Source organism: Faecalibacterium sp. i25-0019-C1, from assembly GCF_042854225.1.
GTDB classification, from domain to species: Bacteria; Bacillota; Clostridia; order Oscillospirales; family Ruminococcaceae; genus Faecalibacterium; species Faecalibacterium taiwanense.
This window is the reverse complement of sequence record NZ_AP031428.1, coordinates 119170-131573: the sequence shown is the minus strand read 5'-3', so window position 1 is coordinate 131573 and position 12404 is coordinate 119170. Positions and strand designations below refer to the sequence as shown.

At 59.3% G+C, this 12404-nt stretch carries 14 protein-coding genes; 3 read left to right on the top strand and 11 right to left on the bottom strand.

The genetic code is table 11. The features are described from left to right. Positions 1 to 66 precede the first annotated feature (66 nt). Complete coding sequence (locus tag ACGHUK_RS00635) at positions 67 to 456, bottom strand: thioesterase family protein (RefSeq protein ID WP_120080450.1); 390 nt, start codon at positions 454 to 456, stop codon at positions 67 to 69. A gap of 37 nt (positions 457 to 493) precedes the next feature. Further along, on the bottom strand, positions 494 to 661 hold the full coding sequence (locus tag ACGHUK_RS00630; RefSeq protein ID WP_154255759.1) for a hypothetical protein: 168 nt from the start codon (positions 659 to 661) through the stop codon (positions 494 to 496). 212 nt (positions 662 to 873) lie between these two features. Here ACGHUK_RS00630 and ACGHUK_RS00625 point away from each other — a divergent pair, with 212 nt between their 5' ends. From ACGHUK_RS00625 to ACGHUK_RS00615, 3 genes are all read left to right on the top strand, one after another. Continuing rightward, positions 874 to 1209, top strand: coding sequence for an ArsR/SmtB family transcription factor (locus tag ACGHUK_RS00625; RefSeq protein WP_390574599.1), 336 nt, complete (start codon positions 874 to 876; stop codon positions 1207 to 1209). Positions 1210 to 1228: 19 nt separating this feature from the next. Further along, complete coding sequence (locus tag ACGHUK_RS00620; RefSeq protein ID WP_390574598.1) at positions 1229 to 1450, top strand: cation transporter; 222 nt, start codon at positions 1229 to 1231, stop codon at positions 1448 to 1450. Positions 1451 to 2004: 554 nt separating this feature from the next. Continuing rightward, positions 2005 to 3897, top strand: a complete 1893-nt coding sequence (locus ACGHUK_RS00615) for a heavy metal translocating P-type ATPase (RefSeq protein ID WP_390574597.1) — start codon at positions 2005 to 2007, stop codon at positions 3895 to 3897. 41 nt (positions 3898 to 3938) lie between these two features. On the opposite strand, the gene ACGHUK_RS00610 is transcribed toward ACGHUK_RS00615, so the two are convergent. The 9 genes from ACGHUK_RS00610 to ACGHUK_RS00570 all read right to left on the bottom strand — a co-directional run bounded on the left by ACGHUK_RS00610 (position 3939) and on the right by ACGHUK_RS00570 (position 12355). Beyond that, positions 3939 to 4817 (bottom strand): beta-1,6-N-acetylglucosaminyltransferase, encoded by an 879-nt coding sequence (locus tag ACGHUK_RS00610; protein ID WP_120080454.1) that lies wholly within the window; start codon positions 4815 to 4817, stop codon positions 3939 to 3941. Between the two features lie 169 nt (positions 4818 to 4986). After that, entirely contained in the window at positions 4987 to 6147 is a 1161-nt protein-coding gene (locus tag ACGHUK_RS00605) for an iron-containing alcohol dehydrogenase (protein ID WP_120080456.1), read from the bottom strand. Between the two features lie 15 nt (positions 6148 to 6162). Further along, positions 6163 to 7392, bottom strand: coding sequence for an FAD-dependent oxidoreductase (locus tag ACGHUK_RS00600; RefSeq protein ID WP_120080458.1), 1230 nt, complete (start codon positions 7390 to 7392; stop codon positions 6163 to 6165). A gap of 61 nt (positions 7393 to 7453) precedes the next feature. Next, positions 7454 to 7714 carry a EutN/CcmL family microcompartment protein gene (locus ACGHUK_RS00595; RefSeq protein WP_005939597.1) on the bottom strand — a complete coding sequence of 87 codons (261 nt, stop codon included), beginning with the start codon at positions 7712 to 7714 and terminating at the stop codon, positions 7454 to 7456. Between the two features lie 3 nt (positions 7715 to 7717). Beyond that, entirely contained in the window at positions 7718 to 8374 is a 657-nt protein-coding gene (locus ACGHUK_RS00590; protein WP_207653429.1) for a phosphate propanoyltransferase, read from the bottom strand. 39 nt (positions 8375 to 8413) lie between these two features. Continuing rightward, a complete protein-coding gene (locus ACGHUK_RS00585) occupies positions 8414 to 9004 on the bottom strand; it encodes a BMC domain-containing protein (RefSeq protein ID WP_005939592.1) in 591 nt (196 codons plus the stop codon). 62 nt (positions 9005 to 9066) lie between these two features. After that, positions 9067 to 10512 carry an aldehyde dehydrogenase family protein gene (locus ACGHUK_RS00580; RefSeq protein ID WP_332375788.1) on the bottom strand — a complete coding sequence of 482 codons (1446 nt, stop codon included), beginning with the start codon at positions 10510 to 10512 and terminating at the stop codon, positions 9067 to 9069. A gap of 55 nt (positions 10513 to 10567) precedes the next feature. Continuing rightward, on the bottom strand, positions 10568 to 11512 hold the full coding sequence (locus tag ACGHUK_RS00575; RefSeq protein ID WP_154260112.1) for a class II aldolase/adducin family protein: 945 nt from the start codon (positions 11510 to 11512) through the stop codon (positions 10568 to 10570). A gap of 18 nt (positions 11513 to 11530) precedes the next feature. Continuing rightward, positions 11531 to 12355 (bottom strand): 3-keto-5-aminohexanoate cleavage protein, encoded by an 825-nt coding sequence (locus ACGHUK_RS00570; protein WP_097774529.1) that lies wholly within the window; start codon positions 12353 to 12355, stop codon positions 11531 to 11533. Positions 12356 to 12404: the final 49 nt, after the last annotated feature.

Below are 12404 nucleotides of genomic sequence, written 5' to 3'. Positions count from 1 at the left end.
GGGAAGATGTCGTGTAAGCGACAAAAAGGGGAACGGTGGCATCGCGCAGCGATGACGGAAGGAGTTTTACCCCTTCTTTGCCTCCGCCTTGGCTGCGAACTTGGCGTTGTTGATGACAAAACGTTCGTGGGTGCCGCCGCCTACAGGGCCTTTTTCGTCGTGCAGGGCCACCTTGAAGGTGAGCTTGCGGCCTTCCACCGCCACCAGCTCGCTCTCGCAGGTCACGGTCATGCCCACGGGGGTGGGGGCGGTGTGCTCCAGCTCGAGCTTGGTGCCCACCGAGCCATTGCCTTCGCCCAGCGCGTCGGCAACGCTCATCCAGCAGGTCTTTTCCGCCAGAGCCACAAGGGCCGGGGTGGCAAACACCTCCAGCGTGCCGCTGCCCATGGTCTTTGCGGTGTTGGCTGCGGTGACGAGCACGCTTTGTTCCCCGCGGATACCGGTTTCCAATGTCATATACTTTCCTCTCCTTTTGCGCGCCGTATGGCGCATTTTATTTTTGAACACCTTTATAAGATACCACATTTTGCACCAGAACGCACCCTATTTTGCACTTTTTTGTGAATTTCTCTTTTTCTTTTTGCGCAAACGGGCTGCCAAGTCCTCTCTCTTTGGGAGAGGTGGCACCGAAGGTGACGGAGAGGGCGAGGACACTGACCATGCGGCGACCTCTTTTTTGTTTTCGCCTTCCCTCCAATCCGCATCCTTATTGCGATTCAAAAACGCAAATTTTCTGCGTTTTAAGGCAAATTTCATTAATTTAGAGCAGACACCGAAAATCTTTAAAAAAGCCTTGACAAGGAGCATTCCGTGTGCTACTATGAACACATGAACAAGCGTTCATGTGAATCCACAGCGAAGGGAGACATCAACATGGCGGAAATAAAGGAAGCAATGCCCGTGCCGCAGCCGGAGGCCTTGGATATGCCGGACGACGAGGTGCTGTACGAGTTGGCCGACCTGTTCCGGGTGTTCGGCGACTCCACCCGCATCAAGATCCTGTATGCACTGCACGACAACGAGCTGTGCGTGCAGGACATTGCAAACGCCGTGCAGCTGAGCCAGTCGGCGGTGAGCCATCAGCTGCGGGTGCTCAAGGATTCCAAGCTCGTGCGGTTCCGGCGCGAGGGCAAAACCGTTTACTACGCACTGGACGATGACCATGTGCGCAGCATCCTCTCCATGGGGATGGATCATATCGAAGAATAACGAAAGGCTGGTATTACTTATGAAGAAGAGCTACAAGATCGAAGTGGACTGCGCAAACTGCGCACAGAAGATGGAGAACGCTGCCAACAAGGTCGCAGGCGTGGCAAATGCTACCGTCAGCTTTATGACCCAGAAGATGAAGGTGGAGTTCTCTGAAGGTGCAGACCCCCACGACACCATGGTGAACGTTCTGGCCGCCTGCAAGAAGGTGGAGGACGACTGCGAGATCTTTGACATCTGATGCGCGGCAGGTTGCTGCACACGATCAACAGCCTCGCCCTCTCCGTCACCTGCGGTGACACACTCCCCCTTTTGTCGCTACGCGACATCTTCCCCCGGCCGGGGGAAGTCTTTCCTCAAAGGGAGAGGCCTTGGCAAAGAGATGAAGTTTGCGTGGACTGCCAAGGGCTCTCCCTTTGGGAGAGCTGGCAAATCCAAAGGATTTGACTGAGAGGGCGAGCCCGCTAAAGAAAAAAGCATCTGCAGCAAGAATTCGTAGATTTTCTGAGAGCTCAAACGAATGTGCAGATGCTTTTTACTTTGTGTGCGATTGTGTTGTGCAATAACTTTTTCTGTTGAAAAATCAGACAGTTTTCAACAGTTTCCACTCAGTTTTCAACACCGTTTGCGGAAAAAGCATAAAATAAACGTGGAAAAGCGCTTTTACGCCTGAAAAACTGTGTGGAAAACACGGGTAAAACCGTGGAATATCCATTTTTATGGGGAAAAGTTGTTGAAATCCCCGCCCGCCGCAGCGTGATGCGGCCCATGGATCCCGCAAAAGGAGAGTTTTGTATGAACAAAAAGCAGAAAAAGAACCTGCAGCGCATCATCATTGCGCTGATTTTGGTGCTCATCCTCAAGCTTTTGCCCCAGTTCCCCACGCCGGTGGAGCTGGTACTGTACTGCATCCCGTATCTCGTGGTCGGCTGGGACGTGCTGCGCAAGGCACTGCTTGGCATCAAGAACCGTCAGCCCTTTGACGAGTGCTTCCTGATGGCCGTTGCCACTGTGGGTGCATTTGCACTGGGCGACTACGTGGAGGGCTGTGCCGTTATCATCTTCTACCAGATCGGCGAGCTGTTCCAGAGCGTGGCCGTGGGCAAGAGCCGGCAGAGCATTTCCAGCCTGATGGACATCCGCCCGGACTACGCCAACATTGAGGGCGAGGACGGCAGGCTGGAGCAGATGGACCCGGACGATGTGGAGATCGGCACCGTGATCGTGGTCCAGCCCGGTGAGCGCGTGCCCATCGACGGCGTGATCGTGGAGGGCGCTTCTGCCCTGAACACCGCCGCCCTGACCGGCGAGAGCCTGCCCCGCGATGTGCAGACCGGCGATGAGGTCATCAGCGGCTGCGTGAACATGACCGGCCTGCTGAAGGTAAAGACCACCAAGGAATTCGGCGAATCCACCGTTTCCAAAATTCTCGATCTGGTGGAAAATTCCAGCATGAAGAAGGCCCGCGCCGAGAACTTCATCACCCGTTTTGCCCGTGTGTACACCCCCGCCGTGTGCTATGGCGCATTGGCTCTGGCCTTTATCCCGCCCATCGTGCTGCTGCTCATGGGCCAGCCCGCCCGCTTTGGTGACTGGGTCTACCGTGCCCTGACCTTCCTTGTTATCAGCTGCCCCTGCGCACTGGTCATCAGCATTCCCCTGAGCTTCTTCGGCGGCATCGGCGGTGCATCTGCCTGCGGCATTCTGGTCAAGGGTTCCACCTATCTGGAAGAGCTGGCCCGCACCGGCATCGTTGTGTTCGACAAGACCGGCACCCTGACCCAGGGCACCTTTAAAGTGGCCGGCATCCACCCCGCAGAGGGCACCAGCGAGGAGCAGCTGGTGGAAGCTGCCGCGCTGGCCGAGAGCTGGTCCAAGCACCCCATCTCCCTCAGCATCAAGGCCGCTTACGGCAGGGAGATCGATCCGAACCGTGTCACCGATGTGCAGGAGCTTGGCGGCCACGGCGTGACCGCCAAGGTGGACGGCAGGACCGTTGCTGCCGGCAACGCCCGCCTGATGGAAAAGCTGGGCCTGAAGGCTCCCGCCGTCAGCGAGACCGGCACCATCGTGCATGTGGCCATCGAGGGCATGTACGCCGGTTATCTTCTGATCGCCGATGTGGTGAAGCCCCACAGTGCACAGGCCATCCGGGGCCTGAAGGATGCCGGTGTGCGCAAGACCGTGATGCTGACCGGCGATGCCGAGCCGGTTGCAAAGGCCGTTTCCGCAGAGCTTGGGCTGGATGAATACCATGCGGGCCTGCTGCCGGGCGACAAGGTAGACCAGATCGAAACGCTGCTCGCCGCAAAGCGGCCCAAAGAGAACCTTGCCTTTGTGGGCGACGGCATCAACGATGCCCCGGTGCTGTCACGTGCCGATGTGGGCATTGCAATGGGCGCTCTTGGCTCTGACGCTGCCATTGAGGCCGCTGACGTGGTGCTGATGGACGACGACCCCGCCAAGATCGCACTGGCCATGCGCATTGCCCGCCGCACGTTACGCATCGTGTACCAGAACATCGTGTTTGCACTGGCCATCAAGTTTGCCTGCCTTGTGCTGGGCGCGATCGGCATGGCCAGCATGTGGACCGCCATCTTTGCCGATGTGGGCGTGATGGTGCTGGCTGTGCTCAACGCCACCCGTGCCCTGTACACCAAGGATCTGGCGAAAAAGAATGAACAGTAAAAAACAGTGCCGGACAGCCTGAAAACTGTCCGGCACTGTTTTTATATATGAGGTGCATACAGGCGTTCTATTTCATGCACAAGCTCCGGTTCTTTTTCGATATCAAATTTTCTGGCAAACATGCAGGGCGATGCTTTCAGCTGTTCCAGATCAGCGTATTTCCAGACCCACGGATTGCCTCTGTCCCAATCGATGGCACGGGCACTGGTATCACCCGGCCCCTGATAGATCTTATCCTGATACGGCGACTGCACGATCAGTGTCTGCACAAAGAACTCGTCCGAGCAAAAGGTCTTGTCCAGCACCTGCAGGACCCACTCTTCTTTTGTCAACAGATACCGTGCAAAGCCATCCGTGCAGCTGAACCATTGACTGCCCTTTGTGAAGTGAACGTCCTGATTGCGCTTTATTCTCAGCAGCTTCTGGCCCGACAGCAGGATTCCATTGATCACGCCGAGCACTGGATGGCGGCGCAGATCGATATTCTGGAAAAAGTGCCGGTAATAAACGCGCTCATCATTGAACGGGCTGAATGGGTGCGGGTCGAAATGAACAAATTCCTTGTCCGGGTTTGCCTCAAAGAATGCGCGGATATCTTCCGGTGGCTGAATCGGCAGATCCGCACCGGAGATCAGGTGGTAATGTTGGTATGGGCCGTGATCTACCGCTGCCTTGAGCAATACAAACTCTGCCTTTACTAAAGTAATACCACCCCAAACAGCGCTCGTTCTCTGTGCGTGGAAAACCTTGGCATATTTTACATATCGTTCAACGGTTTCTGGCTGGTAGTTTTCATTCTTGCTGTCCATATGGATGAAAATATCATTCCACGGTGCATCCAGCATCCGAAGCAAAGTCCAAAACATCTCATTGCACTGATGTGCCATAAGCATGTACGCCTGTTTTTCTCTTGGTTCCATCGCTTTTTCCTCTTACTTCTGCACCGCGTTTTCATTTTATTATAACAGAATCCTCTTTAAAAACAATCCCACCACCCCTTTTTTACAGCACAAAGCCGCTGCTTTCCCTTGCAGAGGGAGAGCGGCGGCTTTGTTTGGGTATGGAGAAAAATGGAGGAGGTCTCAAAGTTTATCCGCGGAAAGCAGCGGTATACACCGCCACCACCTCGCCGCGGGTGGGGGTGATCTGGTTGGTGGACATGCAGGTGTCGTGCAGGGCAAGTTCTGCCAGCGCGGCAAAATCTGCAGGGTCCACCTTGTTCAGCTGCGCAAGATTGGCGGGGATGCCCACGCCTGCACTGAGCTGACGGACAAACTGGATCACTGCCGGTGCGGCAGTGTCCGGGGTAAAAGTGCCCTGCAGGCCCATGGCAGCGGCAATGGTCATGAACCGCTCCCGGCACACCGGGCTGCGGCTGTTGAAGGCCAGCACGTAGGGCAGCAGCACCGCATTGCACACACCGTGGGGCAGGTTGTAGTGTCCGCCCAGCGCGTGTGCCATCGCATGCACCATGCCAAGGCCCGCGTTGGAGAAAGCCATGCCTGCCACATTTTCGGCGTAGGCCATCATGGTGCGGGCGGCTTCATCCTGACCGTTGGCAACGGCCCGGGGCAGGTTCTGCACGATCGCCTGTATGGCCCAGTAGGCATCCTTGTCCGTGAGCGGGTTGGCGTTTTTGGAAAGCGCCGCCTCGATGGCGTGGGTCAGCGCGTCCATACCGGTGGCTGCGGTGAGCTTGGGCGGCATGGAGGACATGAAGTCGGTGTCGTTCACCGCGATGCTGACCATGCAGTTGGGGTCCACCATGGCCATTTTGCTGTGGCGGACAGGGTCGGTGACGATGTAGAAGGAGGTGCACTCGCTGCCGGTACCGGCGGTGGTGTTCACCGCCACGATGGGCAGGCCGGGCTTGGAGGACTTGTTCTCGCCCTCGTACTGTTCCACGGTACCGCCGCAGGCCACCACGATGCTGGCTGCCTTAGCGGTATCGATGGCGCTGCCGCCGCCCAGAGCCACCAGCAGCTGCACCTGCAGGGTACGGGCTGCGGCAATGCAGTCGTTCACCACCTGTACGGTGGGGTTGGGCTGCACATTGTAGTACACGGCGTACTCCACACCGGCATCGGACAGTACCTGACCGACCCGGGCAGCGGCACCGGAATCATAGAGAAAGCGGTCCGTCACCAGCAAAGCACGGCGGATGCCCATCTTCTGAAGCTCCGGTCCCAGAAGACGGATGGCACCCTTGCCAAAAAAGCTGGTCTTGACGGCGTTGATGCGTTCTGCCATGTGTTCACCCTCCGCTTACTGTGCCTGACCGCAGACGATCTGCACCGGGTCCCAAATGGAACAGGACGAGGAGGAATAGACGAAATCCACCTGACCCAGTGCTTCCACGGTCATGCCAGCGCGGATGGCAACGGCAATGGCGTTGATGCGGGCCGAAACATTCTTTTCTCCCCATGCCTGCGCACCCAGCACCTGACGGGTATTGGCCTCATACACCAGCTTGATGGTGATGCGGTGGGGGTTCGGGCAGATGCCCGGACGGTCGGTGCCGGTGGCCATTGCACTCTTGACCCGCAGACCGGCCTTGCGGGCCTCGGTCTCGGTCAGGCCGGTGCGGGCGATCTCCAGATCCGCCACCTTCAGGCTGCTGGTGCGCAGAGAGCCGTCGCGGCAGGCTGCGCAGTCGCCCACGGCATAGATATTGGGCACACTGGTGGCAAGGTCGGCACCAATGAGCACAGCGCCATTGGGTGCCAGCTGCGCCCCGGTACCGGCCAGCAGGCCGGTGTTGGGGGTAACGCCGATGGCTACCACGCAAAGGTCACAGGGGTAGGTGCCGCGGTTGGTCTGCACCTGCTCCACGAAGGTACGGCCCGGGAAGGAGCGCACCTGCTCGCCCAGATTGAACTGCACGCCCTGCGCTTCCAGCTCCTTCTGGATCAGCTTGCTCACCTCAGGGTCAAACTGGGGCAAAAGCTGCTGCTCTTTTTCAATGATACGCACATTGCGGCCCAGCTTGAGGAAGGACTTTGCGATCTCCAAACCGGCCCAGCTGCCGCCCAGGATCACGATGTCCCGCACATAGGGGGTGCGGACGAACTCCTTGAGGAAGATCAGATCTTCCACGGTCTTGAGGGTCTGCACGCCCACGCGGTCACTGCCGGGCACCTGCGGCACACGGTTGGAAGAACCGGTGGCCAGCACCAGCTTGTCGTAGTGGTCTTCAAACACGCGTCCGGTGGCAAAATCACATACCGTCACCTTGCGGGCGGCTGCGTCGATGCCGCGCACCTCATGGCGCAGATGTGCGGTGATGCCCTGCGCGTTCAGCTCAGTCTCCTTGGCCTGAATGGCCTTGTTCAGGCTGTCCAGATCCTCGCACAGGTAATGGGGCAGGCCGCCGGTGCCGCAGGAGTAGAAGCCGCCTTTTTCGTAGACGGTGATCTGCGCTCCGCGCTGGGCGGCGGCAAGTCTGGCGGCGGCCGAAACCCCGGCGGCAATGCTGCCGATGATAATAATTTTCATTGTTTAAGCCTCACGATCCCGCCGGGAGGAAGCCCCTCTCTGCGGCAAAACTTGCAGGGTGTTACTTACTCAGGGTGGGAGGATTGTCCACGATGCCCACGATGAAAGCATCAATGGGCGACGGATGATCCAGACCATGCTGGGTGGTCTCGTCGGTGGTGACCAGAACCATCTCGCCTACACCCGCGCCGATGTTGTCGCCCGCCACGATGGTATCCTTTTTGGAGCCGAACACCGGCTCCACCAGCAGGAACTTATAGCCTACAAGCTCCGGCATTTTGCGGGTGGCGACAACGGTCCCCTTGACGATCCCTAAAATCATAGCTTACTCCTCTTTGCCCAGCACGGTGACCAGCTGCCCCTGCTTGAGCAGGAAGGCATTGCCATCGTCCGTGTCGATGTGAAAATCCAGTGCACATTTGTCGTTTGCGCGGATCAGCACCCCGCCCATCACGCCCGGCTTGGGGCCGTCGATTTTTACCTTCACGCGGTCGCCGTCGGCAAGGCCGAAGGCCGCTGCCTGTGCGGGAGTCATGTGGATGTGGCGGTCGGCGATCATCACGCCCTCCGGCACGGTCAGGGTGCCATTGGGGCCGCGCAGGGTCACGCCCGGCGTGCCCTTTGTATCCCCGCTGGAACGCACCGGCGCTTTGATGCCGATGTTGCGGCAGTCGGTCTGCGCCAGCTCGATCTGAGTGGCACTGCGCTCCGGGCCAAGGATGCGGACATGCTTCAGTTCGCCCTTGGGGCCGATGATGTCCAGACATTCCTCGCAGGCAAACTGGCCGGGCTGGCTCAGCGCCTTTTTGGGGGTGAGCTGGTAGCCATAGCCAAACAGCTTGTCCACATCATCGCGGGTAAGGTGGATGTGCCGCACCGAGATGCCTACCGGCACCTGACGGCTGCGCTTTTGCAGCTCTGCCTGCACGGCCTGCGTGATCAGGAGCAGCAGCTGTTCCTGACTGATGTCATGGTAAACCAAGGCACAGCGCTCCTTTCTTATGCAGCGTCAGCGCAGGGTTCAGCGCAGCTCAGGCATGCACTCGGACACGCTTGCGTGCGGGCGGGGAATGACCAGTGCGCTGACCACTTCGCCAATGCGGGAAGCAGCGGTCTGGCCTGCCTCAACAGCAGCCTTCACAGCGCCAACGTCGCCCTGCACGAACACGGTAACAAGGCCTGCGCCGATCTTCTCCTGACCCACCAGAGAGACATCTGCGCTCTTCAGCATGGCATCGGCTGCCTCGATGGAAGCGGTCAGGCCGTTGGTCTCGATCATGCCCAGAGCGGCATCCAGCGGCACCTGCTCGCCTGCGGGCAGGCCGGACTTGCCGGTCGCGGGGCCCTTGGCAGGCATGATGCGGGCCAGATCTGCGTGAGGGCGTGCAATGACGTTGACGCAGAACAGCTCACCCACGCGGGAAGCAGCCTCTTCGCCAGCCTCGGTAGCAGCCTTGACAGCGCCCACCTCGCCGGTAACGATCACGGTGGTCAGACCGGCACCGATGGTGTCGGAACCAATGAACTCAACGTCAGCAGCCTTCAGCATTGCATCGGTAGCGTCGATGTTGCCAACCAGACCCTTCGTCTCGATAAAACCCAGAGCTTTCATAAGTTGTTCCTCCTGTCAGAACACTGAAAAAATTGTATGTGATGGTTTCGTCCTTCAAAAACTCAGATGATGCGCAGCCCGCCCTCGGCCAGCATGCAGCGGCGGCGGCGGCAGAAACTCTTTGCGCAGGTGATGCCCTCGCCGGTGGGGCCGGCAATGGTCATGGTGCAGTGGCCCTCGCCGCCAATGCCAACACCGGCCTTGGTGGCGCTGTTCTTTACGTAGATGGTGGTCTCAATGACCCGGGCAAAGCGGGTCATGTGATCCACATCCTTGGAGAAGATAGAAGCGGTGTGGCGGTTGCCGTGCTCGGCCACCACGGCATTTTCCACTGCCTGTTCAAAGCTCTGGCAGCGCACGATGGGCAGCACCGGCATCATCTGCTCCACCAGAACGAACGGATGGTCGGCAGGCACCTCGCAGATGGCAAGGCGGCAAGTATCCGGCACATGCACGCCGATGGTCTCCAGAATGCGGGCGGCATCCTTGCCCACCCACTTTTTGTTCACCTCGTGGCCGCCGCCCTTCTTGGGCTGCAGCACGATGTTCACCAGCTGTTCGGTCTGGGCCTTGTTCAGCAGGTAGGCACCCTGCTTCTGCAGCTCGTGCAGCAGGCCGTCGTAGGCGGTGTTCACGGCGAACACTTCCTTCTCTGCAAAGCAGAGGATGTTGTTATCGAACGAAGCGCCTTCGTAGATCTTGCGGCCTGCCAGCTCGATGTCTGCGGTCTCGTCCACGATGACGGGCGGGTTGCCTGCACCGGCACCGATGCACTTTTTGCCGCTGCGCAGCAGGGCGTTCACCATGCCCATGCCACCGGTGCCTGCCATCAGGCGGATCTTGGGGTTTGCGGCCATCTTGTCCACATTCTCCATGGTCGGCTCACGGGTCATGGTAATGAGGTTTGCAGGGCCGCCCGCCTCGATGATGGCGGTATTCAGCGCCTGCAGGCAGTCGGCAGACACCCGCTTTGCGCGGGGGTGCACGTTGAACACCACGGTGTTGCCGCCTGCGATCATGCTGATGGTGTTGTTGATGATGGTCTCGGTGGGGTTGGTGGTGGGGGTGATGGAGCAGATCACACCAAAGGGTGCGTACTCTTCCAGCATCAGGCCCGCGTCACCGCTCTTGGCTTCGGTGGTCAGGCATTCGGGGCCAGGGGTCTTGTTGATGACGGCCAGATGTTTTTCCACCTTGTCCTCATAGCGGCCCATGCCGGTCTCTTCCACGATCTTGTGGCACCACTCCTCCACATGTGCCCGGGCACAGCGGCGGATGGCTTCAATGATGCGCTGGCGGTCCTCGATCTTGTAGTTGGCCGCCCAGTCGCGCTGGGCTTTCCATGCAGCCTCCACTGCGTCGTCTACGTTCTCGAACACGCCGCGGTCGCCTGCTGCACCGCCGGGTGCAGCGGTATAGGCTGCAGGGGCGGCGCTTGTCTGTGCACCACCCATACCGGCAAGCACCTGCTTGACGATCGCTTCAATTTCCTGCGAACTGATATCCATGGTTTTCGTTCCTTTCCGTAAAGGTCATATCCGTTGGATCAAACGAAACTTTTTGTTATTGAAAGCTCTTCAGCGTCCGGCGGATGACCTCGGCCATTGCGGCATCGCGGGCATTTGCGGACTTCGGTGCGGCCGGGGCCGCTTCCATTGCAGGGACTGCCGCAGGCTGTGCGGCGGGCACCGGGGCAGGGGCAGGAGCCGCCTGCTGTTTGGGCAGGGTGGGCAGCGCCATGCCCGGCTGGATCAGCCCGGTAACGCCCGGCAGGCTCACCGGCTGGGCAGGCTGTGCGGAGGGTACTGCCATTGCCACAGGCTGTGCAGCGGGCTGAGCCATGGGCTGCACGGCAGGTGCGCCGCACTTGCTGCAGCCGGTGCAGTGACCGCCGCAGCTGCCGCATTTGGAGCAGCCTGCGCAGCCCAGCTTTGCGGTGACGGCTGCGTAGTAATCCAGTGCTTCCACCAGATGGGCCGCATCTGCCGGGGTCTTGCCCCAGGTCAGGCAGCCGTCATTTTCCAGCAGGACAGCCTTATCGGTGCGGCACAACAGGCTGACAGCCTGTGCCTGTGCGTCCACGTTCTGGGCGGGCAGCAGCTGCACCCGTCCCAGCGCCCGCACTGCGGGGCTGAACGCTGCAGGCTGCACGGTCTGGCCCTGCATCCCCATCACAGCCGCGCAGGCCGGATAGGTGTGCATCACGCACTGGGCGTTCTCGTTTTCCTGATAGATTTTCAGATGGATGGGCAGGTCTTCGGGCAGGGGCTTGGGCTTTGCGCTGAGCATCGCCTTGCCATTCATATCCACGCGCACCAGCATATCCTGCGTGAGCGCGGCCTTGTCGGCACCGGCAACGGTCACCCACACGGCCTGCGGGCCGACGCGGACGCTCATGCTGCCGTCACCGGCCACCAGCCAGCCCTTGGCTTCCAGCCGACGTGCCATTTCCATGATGGCTTTTTTTGCCTCAAAGTCTGAGAGGTAAGTAACGCCTTGAATCACCATACGTTTCTTTCCTCCTTTTTAACGGCGCAGCGGCGGGATCTTGAGCATGGCGCGCACCTCGTCGGGAGTCATGGGCATCATGCCCTTGGACTTTACGATGTCCGACACCTTTGCGATCAGCGCTGCGTTGTTGTCCACATGGACACCCGGCGCGATCATGTCCGAATCCTCAAAGCCGATGCGCACGGTGGAAGCGCCCATATCCAGCGCAGTCTTGACCATTTCCCAGTCCTCGCGGTGGGCCTGCGTGTAGCCCCACAGGTAGTCGCCGTTTGGAAAGTTCTCTTCCAGCGCCTGGATCATGTGGCGCAGGGCCGGCACCGTGGCAGGCATCTCGCCGCCATGGCCGAACACCAGTGCAAACAGGATGGGTTTTACAAAGTGGAACTTGTCGTTCAGTTCCCGCACGGTGTTAATCATGCCCAGCTCAAAGACCTCGGTCTCCGGGATCTTCTTGTTGTCCATGATGGTCTTGACGCAGTACTCCACATCCTTGATGGGGTTCTGGTACACCGAGGTACCCAGATTCACCGAGCCGACATTCAGGCTGTTGGCTTCCACCCAGGAGGGGTAGCAGGGCTGCACGCGTTCCTCAATGGTCAGGTTGGACACGCCGCCGGTGGAGATCTCCACCACGATGTCGCACATCTCGCGGATGTAGGCCACCGTTTCTTCCAGCAGGCTCAGATCCGGGGTGAGGTTGCCGTTCAGGTCGCGGCAGTGCAGGTGCACCATGGACGCGCCGTTTTTGTAGCACTCATACACATCCCGGGCAATGGCCCGCGGATTGATGAGAATGTCTGTGGCCGCAACGGGGGCCACGGAGATCATGATTTTTTTCATTGGATGAACACTCCTTGCATGTCGCATTGGAGAAGCTTAACAAAGGATG

Bases quoted from the DNA above. Each gene is read 5' to 3' on its own strand.
- ACGHUK_RS00600 (WP_120080458.1), bottom strand. From the start codon at position 7,392: ATGAAAATTATTATCATCGGCAGCATTGCCGCCGGGGTTTCGGCCGCC.
- ACGHUK_RS00585 (WP_005939592.1), bottom strand. From the start codon at position 9,004: ATGAAAGCTCTGGGTTTTATCGAGACGAAGGGTCTGGTTGGCAACATC.
- ACGHUK_RS00580 (WP_332375788.1), bottom strand. From the start codon at position 10,512: ATGGATATCAGTTCGCAGGAAATTGAAGCGATCGTCAAGCAGGTGCTT.
- ACGHUK_RS00605 (WP_120080456.1), bottom strand. From the start codon at position 6,147: ATGGCAGAACGCATCAACGCCGTCAAGACCAGCTTTTTTGGCAAGGGT.
- ACGHUK_RS00635 (WP_120080450.1), bottom strand. From the start codon at position 456: ATGACATTGGAAACCGGTATCCGCGGGGAACAAAGCGTGCTCGTCACC.
- ACGHUK_RS00620 (WP_390574598.1), top strand. From the start codon at position 1,229: ATGAAGAAGAGCTACAAGATCGAAGTGGACTGCGCAAACTGCGCACAG.
- ACGHUK_RS00595 (WP_005939597.1), bottom strand. From the start codon at position 7,714: ATGATTTTAGGGATCGTCAAGGGGACCGTTGTCGCCACCCGCAAAATG.
- ACGHUK_RS00615 (WP_390574597.1), top strand. From the start codon at position 2,005: ATGAACAAAAAGCAGAAAAAGAACCTGCAGCGCATCATCATTGCGCTG.
- ACGHUK_RS00610 (WP_120080454.1), bottom strand. From the start codon at position 4,817: ATGGAACCAAGAGAAAAACAGGCGTACATGCTTATGGCACATCAGTGC.
- ACGHUK_RS00630 (WP_154255759.1), bottom strand. From the start codon at position 661: ATGGTCAGTGTCCTCGCCCTCTCCGTCACCTTCGGTGCCACCTCTCCC.
- ACGHUK_RS00570 (WP_097774529.1), bottom strand. From the start codon at position 12,355: ATGAAAAAAATCATGATCTCCGTGGCCCCCGTTGCGGCCACAGACATT.
- ACGHUK_RS00625 (WP_390574599.1), top strand. From the start codon at position 874: ATGGCGGAAATAAAGGAAGCAATGCCCGTGCCGCAGCCGGAGGCCTTG.
- ACGHUK_RS00575 (WP_154260112.1), bottom strand. From the start codon at position 11,512: ATGGTGATTCAAGGCGTTACTTACCTCTCAGACTTTGAGGCAAAAAAA.